Below are 15,051 nucleotides of genomic sequence, written 5' to 3' on the forward strand. Positions count from 1 at the left end.
AAGGAGCAGGGAGGACGAATTCATGCCGCACGCACTCTGTCGCGCGGTTGCCGTGGTGTTGTGTGCACTGGCGGGCAACCCGGTTCTGGCTGCCGAGCCGTGGGAGGAACGGACACCGGAGATCGGTCAGGCAGGGCCTGAGGTCTCCGGTCTCTTGAGTGCCGAACACCTCGCGCGTCTGACATCGATCGGTGAAAAGCTGTTTGCCGCGCGCTTCACCAGCCTCGACGGCAATGGCCGCCCCTTTGCCACGCAGGCGATCGTGCCCACCCGCCGCAAACACCCGCCGGCGGCGGGCGAATTTTCCCGCACGGCCGGCATGGATGCCAATGGCTGTTCCGGCTGTCATAACCTGCCGTTTCCCGGCGGTGCCGGCGAATTCGTCACCAATGTTTTCGTCTCGGAGGGTTTTGAAAGCGCGGATTTCGATTCCACCGATCCGCAGTTCTCCAATGAGCGCGGCACGAATTCCCTGTTCGGCGCCGGCCTGATCGAACTTCTGGCACGCGAAATCACCGAGGATCTGCACCGGCAGCGGTCCGAGGCGCGAAGCGAGGCGGCGCGGCGGGGCGAAACCGTGCGCGTCCGGCTTGTCTCGAAGGGCATCGATTACGGTTTCCTGACCGTCTCCCCGGACGGCATGGTGGACATGCGCGAACTCGACGGCATCGACATGGATCTCGTCATCCGCCCCTTCAGCCAGAAGGGGGTCATGACCTCGCTGCGCCAATTCACGGTCAATGCGCTGAACCATCATCATGGCATGGAAGCACGCGAACGTTTCGGGGCTCGCTGGACCGGCACCCCGGATTTCGATGGCGACGAAAAGCCCGACGAGATCTCCGACGGCGATGTCTCGGCGCTCGTCGCCTGGCAGGCGACCCTTTACGCGCCGCAACAGGCGGCGCCTCAGGATGCCAGATGGCAACAGATGGCCGAACGCGGCGCGAAGGCCTTCGACACGCTGGGCTGCGCGGTCTGCCACAAACCGAGCCTGCCGCTCTCGTCCTTGAGCTTTGCCGATCCAGGTCCCTTCGATGTGGCCGGCACGCTGAACGACCGGCAGGTGCGCGAGCCCGCCATCTACGATCTCAACCTGTTCGCCTGGGCAAAGATCTTGCCGCGCAACGAAAAGGGCGAGGTTCTGGTGCCGCTCTTCGGCGACCTGAAGCGGCATGTGATGACGGATGGCGGTCGCGAGACGCTCGGCAACGAGCTGATGGCGCAGCGTTTCGTCGACCGCAACATCTTCATGACGGCGGAACTCTGGGGTGTTGCCTCGACCCCGCCTTATGGCCACCGCAACGACATGACGACGCTGGACGAGATCATCCGCGCGCATGGCGGGTCCGGAAGGGCGGCCAGCGACGCCTATCAGGCGGCGGAAGAGGTCGACCGCCAGGCCATTATCGCTTTCCTCAAGACCCTGGTGATCGGGCCATGAAGTTTTCGTCCATTCTCGTCACGTTCTACGCTCTGAACCTTTCCGCCATGACAGCGGCCGCGGAGGGCAAGGCGCCTTTTCTGATGGACGTGCCGCACTTCCAGGAGGAAGCGACATCGGCGGGCATCGACCATCGCTATATGGGGCCGTGGGAATATTTCGTCGGCGGCGGGGTCGCGAGTTTCGACTGCAACAGCGATCGCAAACCGGACCTGTTTCTGGCCGGCGGCAGCAGCGCAGCCGCCTTCTACGTCAACCATTCGCCCACCGGCGGCGCGCTGCGCTTCGAGAAGACGGACGCCGGCATCGATCCGAAGGACCTGGAGAAAGTCCTCGGCGCCTATCCGCTCGACATCGACAATGATCGGATCCTGGATCTCGTCGTCCTGCGGCTCGGTGAAAATCTTGTGCTGCGCGGCAAGGGGGGCTGCCGGTTCGAGAAGGCCAATCGCAGCCTCGCCTTCGAAGGTGGGCGTGAATGGACCACCGCCTTTGCCGCCACCTGGGAGCCGGAACAGCTGTTTCCGACACTCGCCTTCGGCAACTATGTCGATCGCTCCGCGCCCGGCACCCCGTTCGGCACCTGCGCGCCGAACGTGTTGATGCGGCCGCGGCCGGGCGAAACGGCCGATTACGGTGAGCCTTTGTCGCTCGAACCGGGTTACTGCGCGCTCTCCATGCTGTTCACCGACTGGAACAATACCGGCGAGCGGGATCTGCGCATTACCAATGACCGCCAATATTATCGCGGCGGTCAGGAGCAGTTGTGGGCCGTCCCGGCCGCCCGGGCGCCAAAGCTCTATTCGGCGGGGCAGGGCTGGAAGCCGCTCACCATCTGGGGCATGGGCATTGCGGAAGCGGATCTCAATGGCGATGGCCGGCCGGATTACGCGCTGACCTCGATGGGCGACACGAAGCTGCAGACGCTGGACGATGATGCGGAGGAAGACCGGCCGACCTATCGCGACATCGCATTCGAGCGGCAGGCGACGGCCCACCGGCCTTACACCGGGTCCGACGTGAAACCATCGACCGGCTGGCATGCACAGTTCGCCGACGTCAACAACGACACCAACATCGATCTCTTCATCGCCAAGGGCAATGTTGAGGCCATGCCGGAATTCGCGTCCGAGGATCCGAACAACCTTCTGCTCGGCGATTTTGACGGCATTTTTCACGAAGAGGGGCTGGCGGCCGGCCTTGCTGATCGGGCCCGCAGCCGCGGGGCGGCGGTCGATGATTTCAACAATGACGGGATGCTCGACATCGTCATCGTCAACCGCATGGCGCCGGCAAGTCTTCTGCGCAATCTCGGGGCGCGCACCGACTGGGGTCACCGGCCGCTCGGCAACTGGACGAAAATCGCCCTCGACAATGGCAAGGTGAACCCGTTTGCGGTCGGAGCCAAGATCAATGTCAGGATCGGCACCCGCACGATCACCCGCACGGTGTCGGTCGGCGGCGGTCATGTGTCGGGGCAGGCGGGTTTCGTGCATCTCGGGCTCGGGGTCAACGAGCGGGCGGTGGTCCGGGTACAATGGCCGGATGGCGAATGGAGCCAGCCCTATCGCATCTTCGCCAACAATCACGTGGTCATCGAACGGGGTGCGACGGCGGCAAAATACTGGCTACCCCTTGATGGCGATGCGGCGCTGGCAAGCCGGCAGTAGGGGGAGGGGCCATCAATTGGCCCTGCGCATCAATACATCCTTAACCATAATATTGTCTTACTGGCTGCCATAGCGTTTGTGCGGTGCACGCCTTCGTTTGACCAAATTTAACGGTCAGAAGCAGGCTGAAATCTCAGGCAAACGGGCAATTCTGCGCAAGTCGCGTCTTCTGGATGAGAACTGGCGAACCGGTCCGTATTGGTACGTGCCGGGTAATTTGATTCGGGGTAGTGGGTAGATGGAACACGCGGATTTGGCAGCTGCGGCGAGCTCGGTGAGCCTCTGGTCTCTGTTCATGCAGGCCGGCTTGATCGTAAAGCTGGTCATGATCGGGTTGATCGGCGCATCGGTCTGGACCTGGGCGATCGTCATCGACAAGTACATGACCTTTGCCAAGGCAAAACGTCAGTTCGACCAGTTCGAACAGGTCTTCTGGTCGGGACAGTCGCTTGAGGAGCTGTACCGGACGCTGGCCGAACGCCAGAATAGCGGTCTTGCGGCGATCTTCGTGGCGGCCATGCGCGAATGGAAAAAGAGCTTCGAGCGCGGTGCGCGTTCGCCGATCGGCCTCCAGATGCGCATCGACCGCGCCATGGATGTGACGATTGCCCGTGAGAGCGAAACCTATGAGGCGCGTCTTCCGTCGCTCGCCACCATCGGTTCGGCCGGTCCCTTCATCGGTCTCTTCGGTACGGTCGTCGGTATCATGACCTCCTTCCAGGCGATTGCCGGTTCGAAATCCACCAACCTCGCCGTCGTGGCGCCGGGTATTGCCGAAGCGCTTCTGGCAACTGCCATCGGTCTCGTTGCGGCTATTCCGGCCGTCATGGCCTACAACAAGTTCATGGGCGATGCCGGAAAGCTGTCGTCGCGCATGGAAGGATTTGCCGACGAGTTCTCGGCCATCCTGTCGCGCCAGATCGACGAGAAGCTGCAGCCGCGCCAGGCTGCCCAGTAAACCCGTCGAGATCCAGGAGAGCGTATCATGGGTATGTCTGCAGGAGGATCGAAGGGCTCGGGGGGCGGCCGGCGCCGTCGTGGCGGCCGTGGCCGCGGCGGGGCGATCAGCGAAATCAACGTGACCCCGCTCGTCGACGTCATGCTCGTGCTGCTGATCATCTTCATGGTCGCCGCACCGATGATGACGGTCGGCGTGCCGATCGACCTGCCGGAAACGCAGGCGAAGGCGATGAATTCCGATACGCAGCCGATCACGGTATCCGTCAATCCGGAAGGCCAGATCTATCTGCAGGAAACCCCGATCCAGCTGGACGAGGTGGTGCCGAAGCTCGAGGCCATTGCCACGACCGGTTACAACGAACGCATCTATGTACGCGGCGATACGGCTGCCGCCTATGGCGTCGTCATGAAGGTCATGGCGCGCATCTCCGCAGCGGGCTTCAAGAATATCGGTCTTGTGACGCTGCAGGAAACGCAGAATTGACGGGTCGACATGAAGACTAGTCTCGGCACATCGCTGGTTATGCATACGCTCGTGCTGAGCTGGGCGCTTCTGTCCCTCAGCGCGCCGGCCTCGTTCGAGGTCGCGCCGGTCGATGCGCTGCCGGTCGATATCGTGCCCGTCGAGTCGATCACCCAGACGCAGAAGGGCGAACAGAACGCCCCGAAAACCGAAAAACCGGCGCCGAAGGAAACCAAGAACCAGAAGGTCGTCGAGAATGCCGAGAATGCCGGCGACAACGATATAGACCTGAAGAACCCGCCGACTCCTGCCAAGCGTCCGGTGGAAACCGAGGTTGCGGCGGCCCCTCCCAAGGTCGAAAAGCCGCTGCCCAACCCGACCAACGAAAACAATCAGGTGAAGGACATCGCGCCGGAAGAGACGGTCGAGAAGCCGCAGGAGGTTGCAGCCCTGCCGCAGCCGAAGCCGGAGATCACGCCGCCAACGCCGAAACCTGAACCACAGCCGGAACCCAAACCCGTCGAGAAGCAGGCCGAGGAAATTCCCCTTCCCGATGCCGCTCCGATACCGGCTGCCCGCCCGAAGCCCGAGCCGCCGAAGCCGCAGGAAGCCAAGCCTGCGGAAAAGCCGGCCGAGCAGAAACCGGATGCCAAGGCTGCCGAAAAGACGCCGGACAAGAAGGTGTCGGACAAGAAGCAGGAGGTCGCCAAGGCCGCTTCTTCGCAGCAGAGCGACTTCAACGCCGATGAGATCGCCACCATGCTCAACAAGCAGGAAGCGGCCGGCGGCGGCGCGAAGCGCTCGACGGAAGTCGCCTCGCGTGGCGACAAGAAGACCATCGGCGTCGGCCTCAGCGCCACGGAAATCGATTCCGTCAAGGGCCAGATCCAGGGCAACTGGTCGCTGGTGGCGGGCCTGACCGGCGTGCAGGAAGTGCGCGTGCGCATCCGCGTTGAGCTGGACCAGGCCGGCAATATCGTCGGCCAGCCGGAAGTCACCGCAACCGGGGGACCGGAAGGCACGCGTCGGGCGGTCGAAAGCAGCACGCGCCGCGCGCTCTTCAAATCCGCCCCATTGAAGAATTTGCCGCCCGAGAAATATGAGGGCGAAAAGGGATGGAATGTTCTGGTCCTGAACTTCGATCCTTCCGAATTCGCTCTTTAAGCTGGGAGGTTTTGGAACGATGAAAAACCGTCCGATCCGAAAGCCTCGCCTCAATATCCGTGCAAAGCTGAAAGGCTTGTCTCAATGATCAAAAGTTATCTTCTCCGTGCCGTGATGGTGGCGGCGAGCATGCTGACCGCCACTGCGGTCGTGACCCCGGCCAAGGCCGAAGTCGTGATCAACATCAACAAGGGCAACGTTCAGCCGCTGCCGATCGCGATCACGGACTTCCAGTCCAACGGAGACCTCGGTGCGCAGGTATCGAGCGTCATTGCCGCCGATCTGCAGCGGTCGGGCCTGTTTGCGCCGATCAACAAGGCGGCCTTCATCCAGAAGATCACCGATCCCAACCAGATGCCCCGGTTCGAGGACTGGAAGGCCATCAACGCCCAGGCACTGGTGACCGGTCGTGTGACGCGTGAGGCCGATGGCCGTCTTCGCGCCGAATTCCGTCTGTGGGACAGTTTTGCCGGCCAGCAGATGACCGGCCAGCAGTTCTTCACCCAGCCGGAAAACTGGCGTCGCGTGGCGCACATCATCGCCGACGCGATCTATGAAAAGATCACCGGCGAGAAGGGTTATTTCGATACCCGCGTCGTCTTCGTGTCCGAAAGCGGTCCGAAGACCGCCCGCCAGCGCCAGCTCGCCATCATGGACCAGGACGGTTTTAACGTCCGCATGCTGACGGATGCCAAGAACATCGTTCTGACGCCGCGCTTTTCGCCGAACCGTCAGGAAGTGACCTACATGTCCTTCGAGGGCCAGCAGCCGCGTGTCTACCTGCTCCAGTTGGAGACCGGGCAGCGCGAGGTGGTCGGCAACTTCCCCGGCATGACCTTTTCGCCGCGCTTTTCGCCGGATGGCCAGAAGGTCATCATGAGCCTGCAGCAGGACGGCAACTCGAACATCTATACGATGGACCTGCGTTCGCGCACGACGACCCGGCTGACCAGCACGGCGGCGATCGACACGTCGCCCTCCTATTCGCCGGATGGTGCCCGCATCGTCTTCGAAAGCGACCGCGGCGGGCGTCAGCAGCTTTACGTGATGAATGCCGACGGGACGGGCCAGACGCGCATCTCCTTCGGCGACGGTGCCTATTCGACGCCGGTCTGGTCGCCGCGCGGCGATCTGATTGCCTTCACCAAGCAGTCGGGCGGCAAGTTCTCGATCGGCGTGATGAAGCCGGACGGGTCTGGCGAACGTATCCTGACGAGCGGTTTCCACAATGAAGGCCCGACCTGGGCACCGAACGGCCGCGTCCTGATGTTCTTCCGTCAGGCCGCCGGTGCCGGTGGCCCGCAGCTCTATTCGATCGATCTGACCGGTTACAACGAGCAGCTGGTCAAGACCCCGGCCTTCGGATCGGATCCGGCCTGGTCGCCGCTGCTTGAATAAGGGCAACAATCTGGCCTTGTGCCATGGTCATGCCGCATTCTCCTGAGAATTCGGCATGATAGCTGATCTTCACGTCCTGTTAACCATGATGGTTGGGAATGGGTTAACCAGGAAAGCATACAGTCCGGAAACGATAAAACACCAGACACTGCTTCCTATTTGTGATCAAGGAGAGACCGGCGATGAGCCGCAACCATACCCCGGCGATGAGCCGCATGCAGAACCTGGCCCGCAATCCGGCCGTTATCGCACTGACGCTTGCTCTTGCACTGGCTGGCTGCGCCAACAAGAAGAACATGCCGAACAGTGCCGGCGAGCTCGGCCTTGGCGCCGGTGCCGCGACCCCGGGTTCGTCTCAGGACTTCACCGTTAACGTCGGCGACCGTATTTTCTTCGACACCGATTCCTCGTCGATCCGTGCAGACGCCCAGCAGACGCTTGACCGTCAGGCCCAGTGGCTGATGCGCTACCCGAACTATGCGATCACCGTCGAAGGCCATGCCGACGAACGCGGCACGCGCGAATACAACCTGGCACTCGGTGCACGCCGCGCCGCAGCGACCCGCGATTACCTCGCATCGCGTGGCGTTCCGGCCAACCGCATGCGCACCATTTCCTACGGCAAGGAGCGCCCGGTCGCTGTTTGCGACGACATCTCGTGCTGGTCGCAGAACCGCCGCGCCGTCACCGTTCTCGGTGGCGCCGGTTCCTGATCAGCCGCCGATGGCAGATGGAAAGGCGGCCGATGGTCGCCTTTTTCTTTTCACCACGACATGCCGTCTTCATAGTTTGGCCGAACTTGGCCTATTGTTGATGGGTCAACGTGGTTATTCTTCTGCCGGGTGTTTGAAGGACCATCTGTCTGCACTTTAAGGGAGCAGCTTCAAGATGAGCAGGACGAAGGACATGAACAGATTTGTCTTGGCAACGGTGCTGGGGTTTGCCGCAACCGGTGGAACGGCTTCGGCCTTTACCCTGTCGGACGTCTTCCAGGGCGGCCAGCGGCCGGTTGCGCAGCAGCAGGCGCCCGTTGTGCGCACGCAAAGCGCCGGTGATGCGGTGCGCATTCAGCAGCTGCAGGAAGAAATCCGCCAGCTGAACGGACGCGTCGAGGAAATGAGCTTCCAGCTGCTGCAGATGCAGGAGCAGATGCGCAAGACCCAAGAGGATAACGAATTCCGCTTCCAGGAGCTCGAAAAGAGCCAGACGGGAAGCGCTTCGGCTCCCTCAGTCGCTGCCGCTCCGGCAGCCGGCTCAAAAAAAAACAGTAGCGACCAGGTAGGAGCGATCATCGAGAGCGCGCCGCCGGTGGCGAGCGCCTCTCGTCCGTCTTCGTCCACCACCCAGACCGCGCCGGGCCAGGCGACGCTTGGTTCGCTCGAGGTCGACAAGAGCGGCCAGCCGGTGGGTGCGAGCATCAACCGCGGTGCCCGCAACTCTTCCGATCTGCCGGGTGTCGATCTCGGCCCGGCTGCCAAACCGGCCGAACAGCAGACCGCATCTCTCGGCAATGAGAGTGACGCCTATCGTGGCGCCTACAATCATGTGCTCTCGGGCGACTACAAGCTCGCCGAAAGCGAGTTCACCCAGTACCTGCAGAGTTTCCCGAAAAGCGCCCGCGCGGCGGATGCAAATTTCTGGCTGGGCGAAGCGCAATATTCGCAAGGCAAATATAACGAGGCCGCGAAAACCTTCCTCAACGCGCACCAGGCTTATGGCACCTCGCCGAAGGCGCCGGAAATGTTGCTGAAGCTCGGCATGTCGCTCGCCGCCCTGGACAATCGCGACACCGCCTGTGCCACGCTGCGCGAGGTGGGCAAACGTTACCCCAACGCCTCGAAACCGGTTCTGAGCAAGGTTGCGAGCGAACAAAAGCGGCTGAGCTGCTGACGTGATCGATCCGGCGCAGGCACACGCCCCGTCGCCGCTTCCGCCGGTTGAGGCCATCGAGCGCTTCCTGGTGGATCTTGCCAAGCCCGCGCGCATTCTTGTCGCCGTCTCCGGCGGGAGCGATTCGCTTGGCCTTCTCTTTCTGCTGCAGCGTTGCGCGGCGACCTGCAAAACTCCTGTTGATCTGCTGGCGGTGACGATCGACCATGCGCTGAGGCCGCAGTCTGCGGTGGAAGCCCGCGAGGTCTCCCGTATCTGCCAGAGCCTCGCCATCCGTCACATCACCGATCGATGGGAGGGGGTCAAACCGGCCAGCGGCCTTTCTGCCGCCGCCCGGGAGGCCCGCTACGACCGCCTCTGCCGTGTCGCTCTGACGGAGCAGGCGAGCCTCATCGTCACCGGCCATACGCTGGACGACCAGATCGAAACGGTGCTGATGCGCGCCGGAAGACCCGGCAGCGAGGGGTCGATCGGGCTTGCCGGCATGGCGCCTTCTGTACTCGTCAACCGTTCCATCTGGCTGCACCGTCCCTTGCTCTCCGCACGCCGGCAGGCGATCCGGGACTGCCTGTCTACCGCCGGCATCGGCTGGATCGAGGACCCGAGCAATACGGACCCCCGCTTTGAACGGGCCCGCATTCGGGCAGGCCTGACACTCGATGATGAGGCGGTGCGCGGCCACATCGCGCAGATTTCCAAGGCATCGGCCATGCGCGAAGGCCTGAGCATGGCCGCGGCGCACCTGTTTGAACAGCATCTGACGCTGCATCGCGGGGTCGCGGCCGAACTCTTCACGGACATGCTCCAGGCCGACGAGGCCGTGTGGATGCACGCGCTGAGCGCGCTTACCTCGGTCATCGGCGGACGGTCCTATGGTCCCTCGCGTGACAGCTTGGCGCGTCTCGCCGACTTTCTCGCAACCGGCAGGCCAGGGCGGATGACGGTGGGCCGGGTCGTGTTCGATCGCCGCCGAGACCGGCTTTATCTTGTGCGCGAGAGCCGCAACCTGCCCGAGCTTGCCATTGCGGCGGGTGGGACCGTTGCCTGGGACGGCCGCTTCTCCCTTGAGAACGTGAATGACGGGGAGGTCGTCATACGCCCGTGCCCGGCGGATCGGGCAGCAGCGAGCGCCGCATTTCCAACTCTTCCCGGAAGCCTGGCACTGCAAGCCTATCGCTCGCTTCCGGACATCATTCCGCAGGAAATGGCGGCAAACGGACGCACCTGGGTTCGGCCTCTTCTCGCGCCCTATGACCGGTTCCTGCCGCAATTCGATCTGAAACTTGCGGTATCACTGGCAAAACAAGCGGGACTGGATGAATTTCCACCATCGCCGCTTAACGTTTTCATGCGTAAAACATAAGGACTGTGCGGCGTTGCCTTGGCAAGGCCGTGCCTCAATCCTATGTTAGACGGCAAGTAAGGCGGCTGCCGGAGAGTAGGCCGTCATTGTCCGGGGAGTTCGATGAAGCCAAACTTTCGTAATTTCGCCCTGTGGGCGATAATCGCCCTCTTGCTGATCGCTCTGTTCAGCATGTTCCAGACGGCGCCCACACAAACGAGCTCACGGGAAATCCCGTATTCGCAGTTCCTGCGCGACGTGGATTCCGGCCGGGTGCGTGACGTCATGGTCACCGGCAACCGGGTCACGGGGACCTATACCGACAGCGGAGCAGGCTTCCAGACCTATTCGCCCGTCATCGATGACGGTCTGATCGACCGTCTTCAGTCGAAGAACGTGACGATCGCCGCACGTCCGGAGACCGACGGTTCCTCCGGGTTCCTGAGTTATATCGGCACGCTTCTGCCGATGCTTCTCATCCTCGGTGTCTGGCTGTTCTTCATGCGCCAGATGCAGGGCGGCTCGCGCGGTGCGATGGGGTTTGGCAAGTCCAAGGCGAAGCTGCTGACGGAAGCGCATGGCCGCGTCACTTTCGATGACGTCGCCGGCGTCGACGAAGCCAAGCAAGACCTCGAAGAAATCGTTGAATTCCTGCGCGACCCGCAGAAGTTCCAGCGGCTCGGCGGACGCATTCCGCGCGGTGTGCTGCTCGTCGGCCCTCCGGGTACCGGTAAGACGCTTCTCGCCCGCTCTGTGGCTGGCGAAGCGAATGTTCCCTTCTTCACTATCTCCGGTTCGGACTTCGTTGAAATGTTCGTCGGTGTCGGCGCAAGCCGCGTCCGCGACATGTTCGAACAGGCCAAGAAGAACGCGCCCTGCATCATCTTCATCGACGAAATCGATGCCGTCGGTCGTCACCGCGGTGCCGGTCTCGGCGGCGGCAATGACGAGCGCGAACAGACGCTGAACCAGCTGCTGGTCGAGATGGACGGTTTCGAGGCGAATGAAGGCATCATCCTGATCGCCGCAACGAACCGTCCGGACGTTCTCGACCCGGCGCTCCTGCGTCCCGGCCGTTTCGACCGTCAGGTCGTCGTTCCGAACCCGGATATCGTTGGCCGCGAACGCATCCTCAAGGTGCATGCGCGCAACGTGCCGCTGGCACCGAATGTCGATCTCAAGGTTCTGGCACGCGGAACGCCCGGTTTCTCCGGTGCGGACCTGATGAACCTCGTCAACGAAGCCGCCCTGATGGCCGCGCGCCGCAACAAGCGGCTTGTCACCATGGCGGAATTCGAAGACGCCAAGGACAAGATCATGATGGGTGCGGAACGCCGCTCCTCTGCCATGACCGAGGCCGAAAAGAAGCTCACCGCCTATCACGAAGCCGGTCACGCCATCACCGCGCTCAACGTGCCGGTGGCCGACCCTCTGCACAAGGCGACGATCATTCCGCGCGGTCGTGCGCTCGGCATGGTCATGCAGTTGCCGGAAGGCGACCGCTATTCGATGAGCTACAAGTGGATGGTGTCCCGCCTCGTCATCATGATGGGCGGCCGCGTTGCCGAAGAGCTGACCTTCGGCAAGGAGAACATCACGTCCGGTGCATCCTCGGACATCGAGCAGGCCACCAAGCTTGCCCGTGCCATGGTCACCCAATGGGGTTTCTCCGACATCCTCGGCCAGGTTGCCTATGGTGAAAACCAGCAGGAAGTCTTCCTCGGACACTCTGTCTCGCAGTCGAAGAACGTGTCGGAAGCGACCGCCCAGAAGATCGACACGGAAGTCCGTCGTCTGATCGATGAGGCCTACACCGAGGCGCGCCGGATCCTGACCGACAAGCACGACGAGTTCGTCACCTTGGCCGAAGGCCTGCTCGAATACGAGACGCTCTCCGGCGAAGAGATCAAGGCGCTGCTGAGGGGTGAAAAGCCCTCCCGCGATGCCGGCGACGACACCCCGACTGCGCGCGGTTCCGCCGTGCCGAAGGCCGGCCCGAAGCGGGACGAGCCGAAGAGCGACGGTGAGCCGGAAAGCGGGCTTGAGCCGCAGCCGCACTGAGATCGCCCTTTCAGGGACCCATAACAAGGCCGTCGGGGAAACCCGGCGGCCTTTAGCGTTGTCGATTCGCAGCAAAGATTGAGACTTCGGTAACGGGATATAATCGATTTTGACGGTAATTTAGATGCTCGCCCGGAGTTTCTGTGGCAAGAGCGAGCATGGATGCTGGCGCGATACTGCCGGCTGACGTCAAAACAAGACGCGCTATGAAGAGCGCGCAGCACTCAAGGAGCACGTATGGCACGTCGTTACTTTGGCACGGATGGCATTCGCGGACAGTCGAACGTTTTCCCCATGACCCCGGATCTCGCCATGCGCGTTGGGATCGCGGTCGGGACGATCTTCCGGCGCGGCAACCACCGTCATCGCGTCGTCATCGGCAAGGATACGCGCCTGTCCGGTTACATGCTGGAAAATGCGCTGGTGGCCGGTTTCACCGCTGCCGGGCTCGACGTTTTCCTGCTCGGCCCGATCCCGACGCCTGCCGTTGCCATGTTGACCCGGTCTTTGCGCGCCGATATCGGCGTGATGATCTCGGCCTCGCACAATCCGTTTGCCGATAACGGCATCAAGCTTTTCGGCCCGGATGGCTACAAGCTGTCCGACGAGCTGGAGCTGGAAATCGAGGACCTGCTCGACAAGGATCTTTATTCGCAGCTTGCCAAGCCGAGCGAGATCGGCCGGGCAAAGCGCGTTGATGGCGACATCTATCGTTACATCGAATTCGTCAAGCGCACACTGCCGCGCGACGTCACCCTGTCCGGGCTGCGCATCGCCATCGATTGCGCCAATGGCGCGGCCTACAAGGTGGCGCCGGCAGCGCTCTGGGAACTCGGCGCGGATGTGGTGACCATCGGCAACACGCCAAACGGCACCAACATCAATCTCGACTGCGGTTCGACGAGCCCGGAGGCGCTGCGCAACAAGGTGCACGAGGTGCGTGCCGATATCGGCATCGCGCTCGATGGTGACGCCGACCGGGTGATCATCGTCGACGAAAACGGCAGCATCATCGACGGCGACCAGCTGATGGCGGTGATTGCCGAAAGCTGGGCCGAGGATGAAAAGCTGCGCGGTGGCGGCATTGTCGCAACCGTCATGTCCAATCTCGGTCTCGAGCGTTTCCTGCAGGGCAGGGGCTTGAGCTTGGCGCGCACCAAGGTTGGCGACCGTTATGTGGTCGAGCATATGCGCAACCACGATTTCAACGTCGGCGGCGAACAGTCCGGCCATATCGTCCTGTCCGATTTTGGCACGACGGGTGACGGCCTGGTGGCGGCGCTGCAGATTCTCGCCCGCGTCAAGCGGCTGGGGCTCTCCGTCAGCGAAGTGTGCCGCCGGTTCGAGCCTGTGCCGCAGCTGCTGCGCAATGTGCGGATCGGTGGCGGCAAGCCGCTCGAAGACATCATCGTGCGACAGGCGATCGAAAGCGCGGAAGCCGAACTCGGCGCAAAGGGCCGCCTCGTCATCCGTCCTTCCGGCACGGAGCCACTCATCCGCGTGATGGCGGAAGGCGATGACCGCGCCCAGATCGAACGCATCGTCGGCGATCTCGTCGGTGCGATCTCGAATGTGCGCACCGCCGCCTGATTTTCGGCCACACCCTCAGTCTTCCTCAAGGCCCGCTGCGTGCGGGCCTTTTTTGTGCCTGTCGAAGAGGTTGTCATTCAACCTTTACGGGTTGTTATCCTTAAGTGCTCCTTAACCTTTATCGTTAATGATCATGTCCAGATTTAAGGAAGACCGACGCTACGTGCGCGCACATTTCGAACCTGGAGTAGGAGCCATGAAAAAGACCTTGATGGGCGCGCTTGCCATTGCATTGGCAGCAAGCGCGGCACACTCGGCAGACTTATATCAGCCGCAGCCGGAACCGGTTTATACCGATGTCCCGGAAGTGGTTGTCCAGCAGTCGTCGAGCGGCTGGTACCTGCGCGGCGATATCGGCTATGGATTTACCGATTTTGACGGCGCCAATTTTTACCAGGGCAATTACACCGGTTCCAAGACGGATTTCCATACCGCCAAGCTGCGTGACGGCCTGACGCTCGGCGTCGGTGTTGGTTACCAGGTCAACAGCTACCTGCGCACCGACCTGACCTTCGACTACCTGAACAAGACCGATTTCGAGGGCTCCACCAAGGGCAGCGGCGCTTCGTTCGGCGCTTGCGTTGGTCCCTGCACCTCGCGCGATACGTCCAGCATGCGCGCCTACAGCCTGCTGGCCAATGCTTATGTCGATCTCGGCACCTATGGTTATGTCACGCCTTATGTCGGCGGCGGTATCGGCGGCACCTATGTCAAGTGGGACAAGCTGCGCAATACCTCCTGCGCCGACAGCGGCGCGGGTTGCGACGCCACCGTCGAGCATGACGGCAAGGGCAGCTGGCGTTTCACCTATGCCTTGATGGCCGGTGCGACGATCGACGTGACCTGCAATCTGAAGGCCGATGTCGGTTACCGTTATCGCCACGTCCAGGGCGGCGACATGTTCGGTTACGCCCAGAACGGCGGCCCCGGTTATGACAAGGGCTTTGATGTGCATGAGGCCCGTATCGGTGCCCGCTACAGCTTCGGCGGTTGCGCGACCCCTTACGTTCCGGAAGAGCCGCCACCGGCTCCGATCGTCTACAAGTAAGATTCTGCCAGACAGCAGAAA

Annotated in this window: 12 protein-coding genes; all 12 read left to right on the forward strand. The window is 62.2% G+C overall.

Annotated features, from left to right (window positions below):
* The first annotated feature begins 22 nt into the window (after positions 1-22).
* The 12 genes from OU993_RS12085 (at position 23) to OU993_RS12140 (ending at position 15,030) form a co-directional block, all read left to right on the forward strand.
* Complete coding sequence (locus tag OU993_RS12085) at positions 23-1,444, forward strand: hypothetical protein (protein WP_268157342.1); 1,422 nt, start codon at positions 23-25, stop codon at positions 1,442-1,444.
* Positions 1,441-3,114, forward strand: a complete 1,674-nt coding sequence (locus OU993_RS12090; RefSeq protein ID WP_268157345.1) for a CRTAC1 family protein — start codon at positions 1,441-1,443, stop codon at positions 3,112-3,114. The genes OU993_RS12085 and OU993_RS12090 overlap by 4 nt, the downstream gene beginning before the upstream one ends.
* Positions 3,115-3,352: 238 nt before the next feature.
* Positions 3,353-4,072, forward strand: a complete 720-nt coding sequence (gene tolQ / locus OU993_RS12095; RefSeq protein ID WP_268157346.1) for a protein TolQ — start codon at positions 3,353-3,355, stop codon at positions 4,070-4,072.
* A 27-nt stretch (positions 4,073-4,099) separates the two neighbouring features.
* Positions 4,100-4,558, forward strand: coding sequence for a protein TolR (gene tolR / locus OU993_RS12100; protein ID WP_268157348.1), 459 nt, complete (start codon positions 4,100-4,102; stop codon positions 4,556-4,558).
* A 9-nt stretch (positions 4,559-4,567) separates the two neighbouring features.
* The gene (locus OU993_RS12105) at positions 4,568-5,701 is read left to right on the forward strand and encodes a cell envelope integrity protein TolA (protein ID WP_268157350.1); all 1,134 of its coding nucleotides are present in this window, start codon (positions 4,568-4,570) and stop codon (positions 5,699-5,701) included.
* Positions 5,702-5,785: 84 nt separating this feature from the next.
* Entirely contained in the window at positions 5,786-7,099 is a 1,314-nt protein-coding gene (tolB, locus tag OU993_RS12110; protein WP_268157352.1) for a Tol-Pal system beta propeller repeat protein TolB, read from the forward strand.
* Between the two features lie 182 nt (positions 7,100-7,281).
* The gene (pal, locus tag OU993_RS12115; protein ID WP_268157353.1) at positions 7,282-7,812 is read left to right on the forward strand and encodes a peptidoglycan-associated lipoprotein Pal; all 531 of its coding nucleotides are present in this window, start codon (positions 7,282-7,284) and stop codon (positions 7,810-7,812) included.
* A 193-nt stretch (positions 7,813-8,005) separates the two neighbouring features.
* Positions 8,006-8,989 (forward strand): tol-pal system protein YbgF, encoded by a 984-nt coding sequence (gene ybgF / locus OU993_RS12120; protein WP_268157355.1) that lies wholly within the window; start codon positions 8,006-8,008, stop codon positions 8,987-8,989.
* A gap of 1 nt (position 8,990) precedes the next feature.
* On the forward strand, positions 8,991-10,352 hold the full coding sequence (gene tilS, locus OU993_RS12125; protein WP_268157356.1) for a tRNA lysidine(34) synthetase TilS: 1,362 nt from the start codon (positions 8,991-8,993) through the stop codon (positions 10,350-10,352).
* A gap of 102 nt (positions 10,353-10,454) precedes the next feature.
* The gene (ftsH, locus tag OU993_RS12130) at positions 10,455-12,392 is read left to right on the forward strand and encodes an ATP-dependent zinc metalloprotease FtsH (RefSeq protein ID WP_268157357.1); all 1,938 of its coding nucleotides are present in this window, start codon (positions 10,455-10,457) and stop codon (positions 12,390-12,392) included.
* Between the two features lie 237 nt (positions 12,393-12,629).
* Complete coding sequence (glmM, locus tag OU993_RS12135) at positions 12,630-13,982, forward strand: phosphoglucosamine mutase (protein WP_268157359.1); 1,353 nt, start codon at positions 12,630-12,632, stop codon at positions 13,980-13,982.
* A gap of 196 nt (positions 13,983-14,178) precedes the next feature.
* Positions 14,179-15,030 (forward strand): outer membrane protein, encoded by an 852-nt coding sequence (locus OU993_RS12140; RefSeq protein ID WP_268157361.1) that lies wholly within the window; start codon positions 14,179-14,181, stop codon positions 15,028-15,030.
* Positions 15,031-15,051: the final 21 nt, after the last annotated feature.

Origin of the sequence: Rhizobium sp. SL86 (genome assembly GCF_026672545.1) — a bacterium.
Classification (GTDB): Bacteria; Pseudomonadota; Alphaproteobacteria; order Rhizobiales; family Rhizobiaceae; genus Neorhizobium.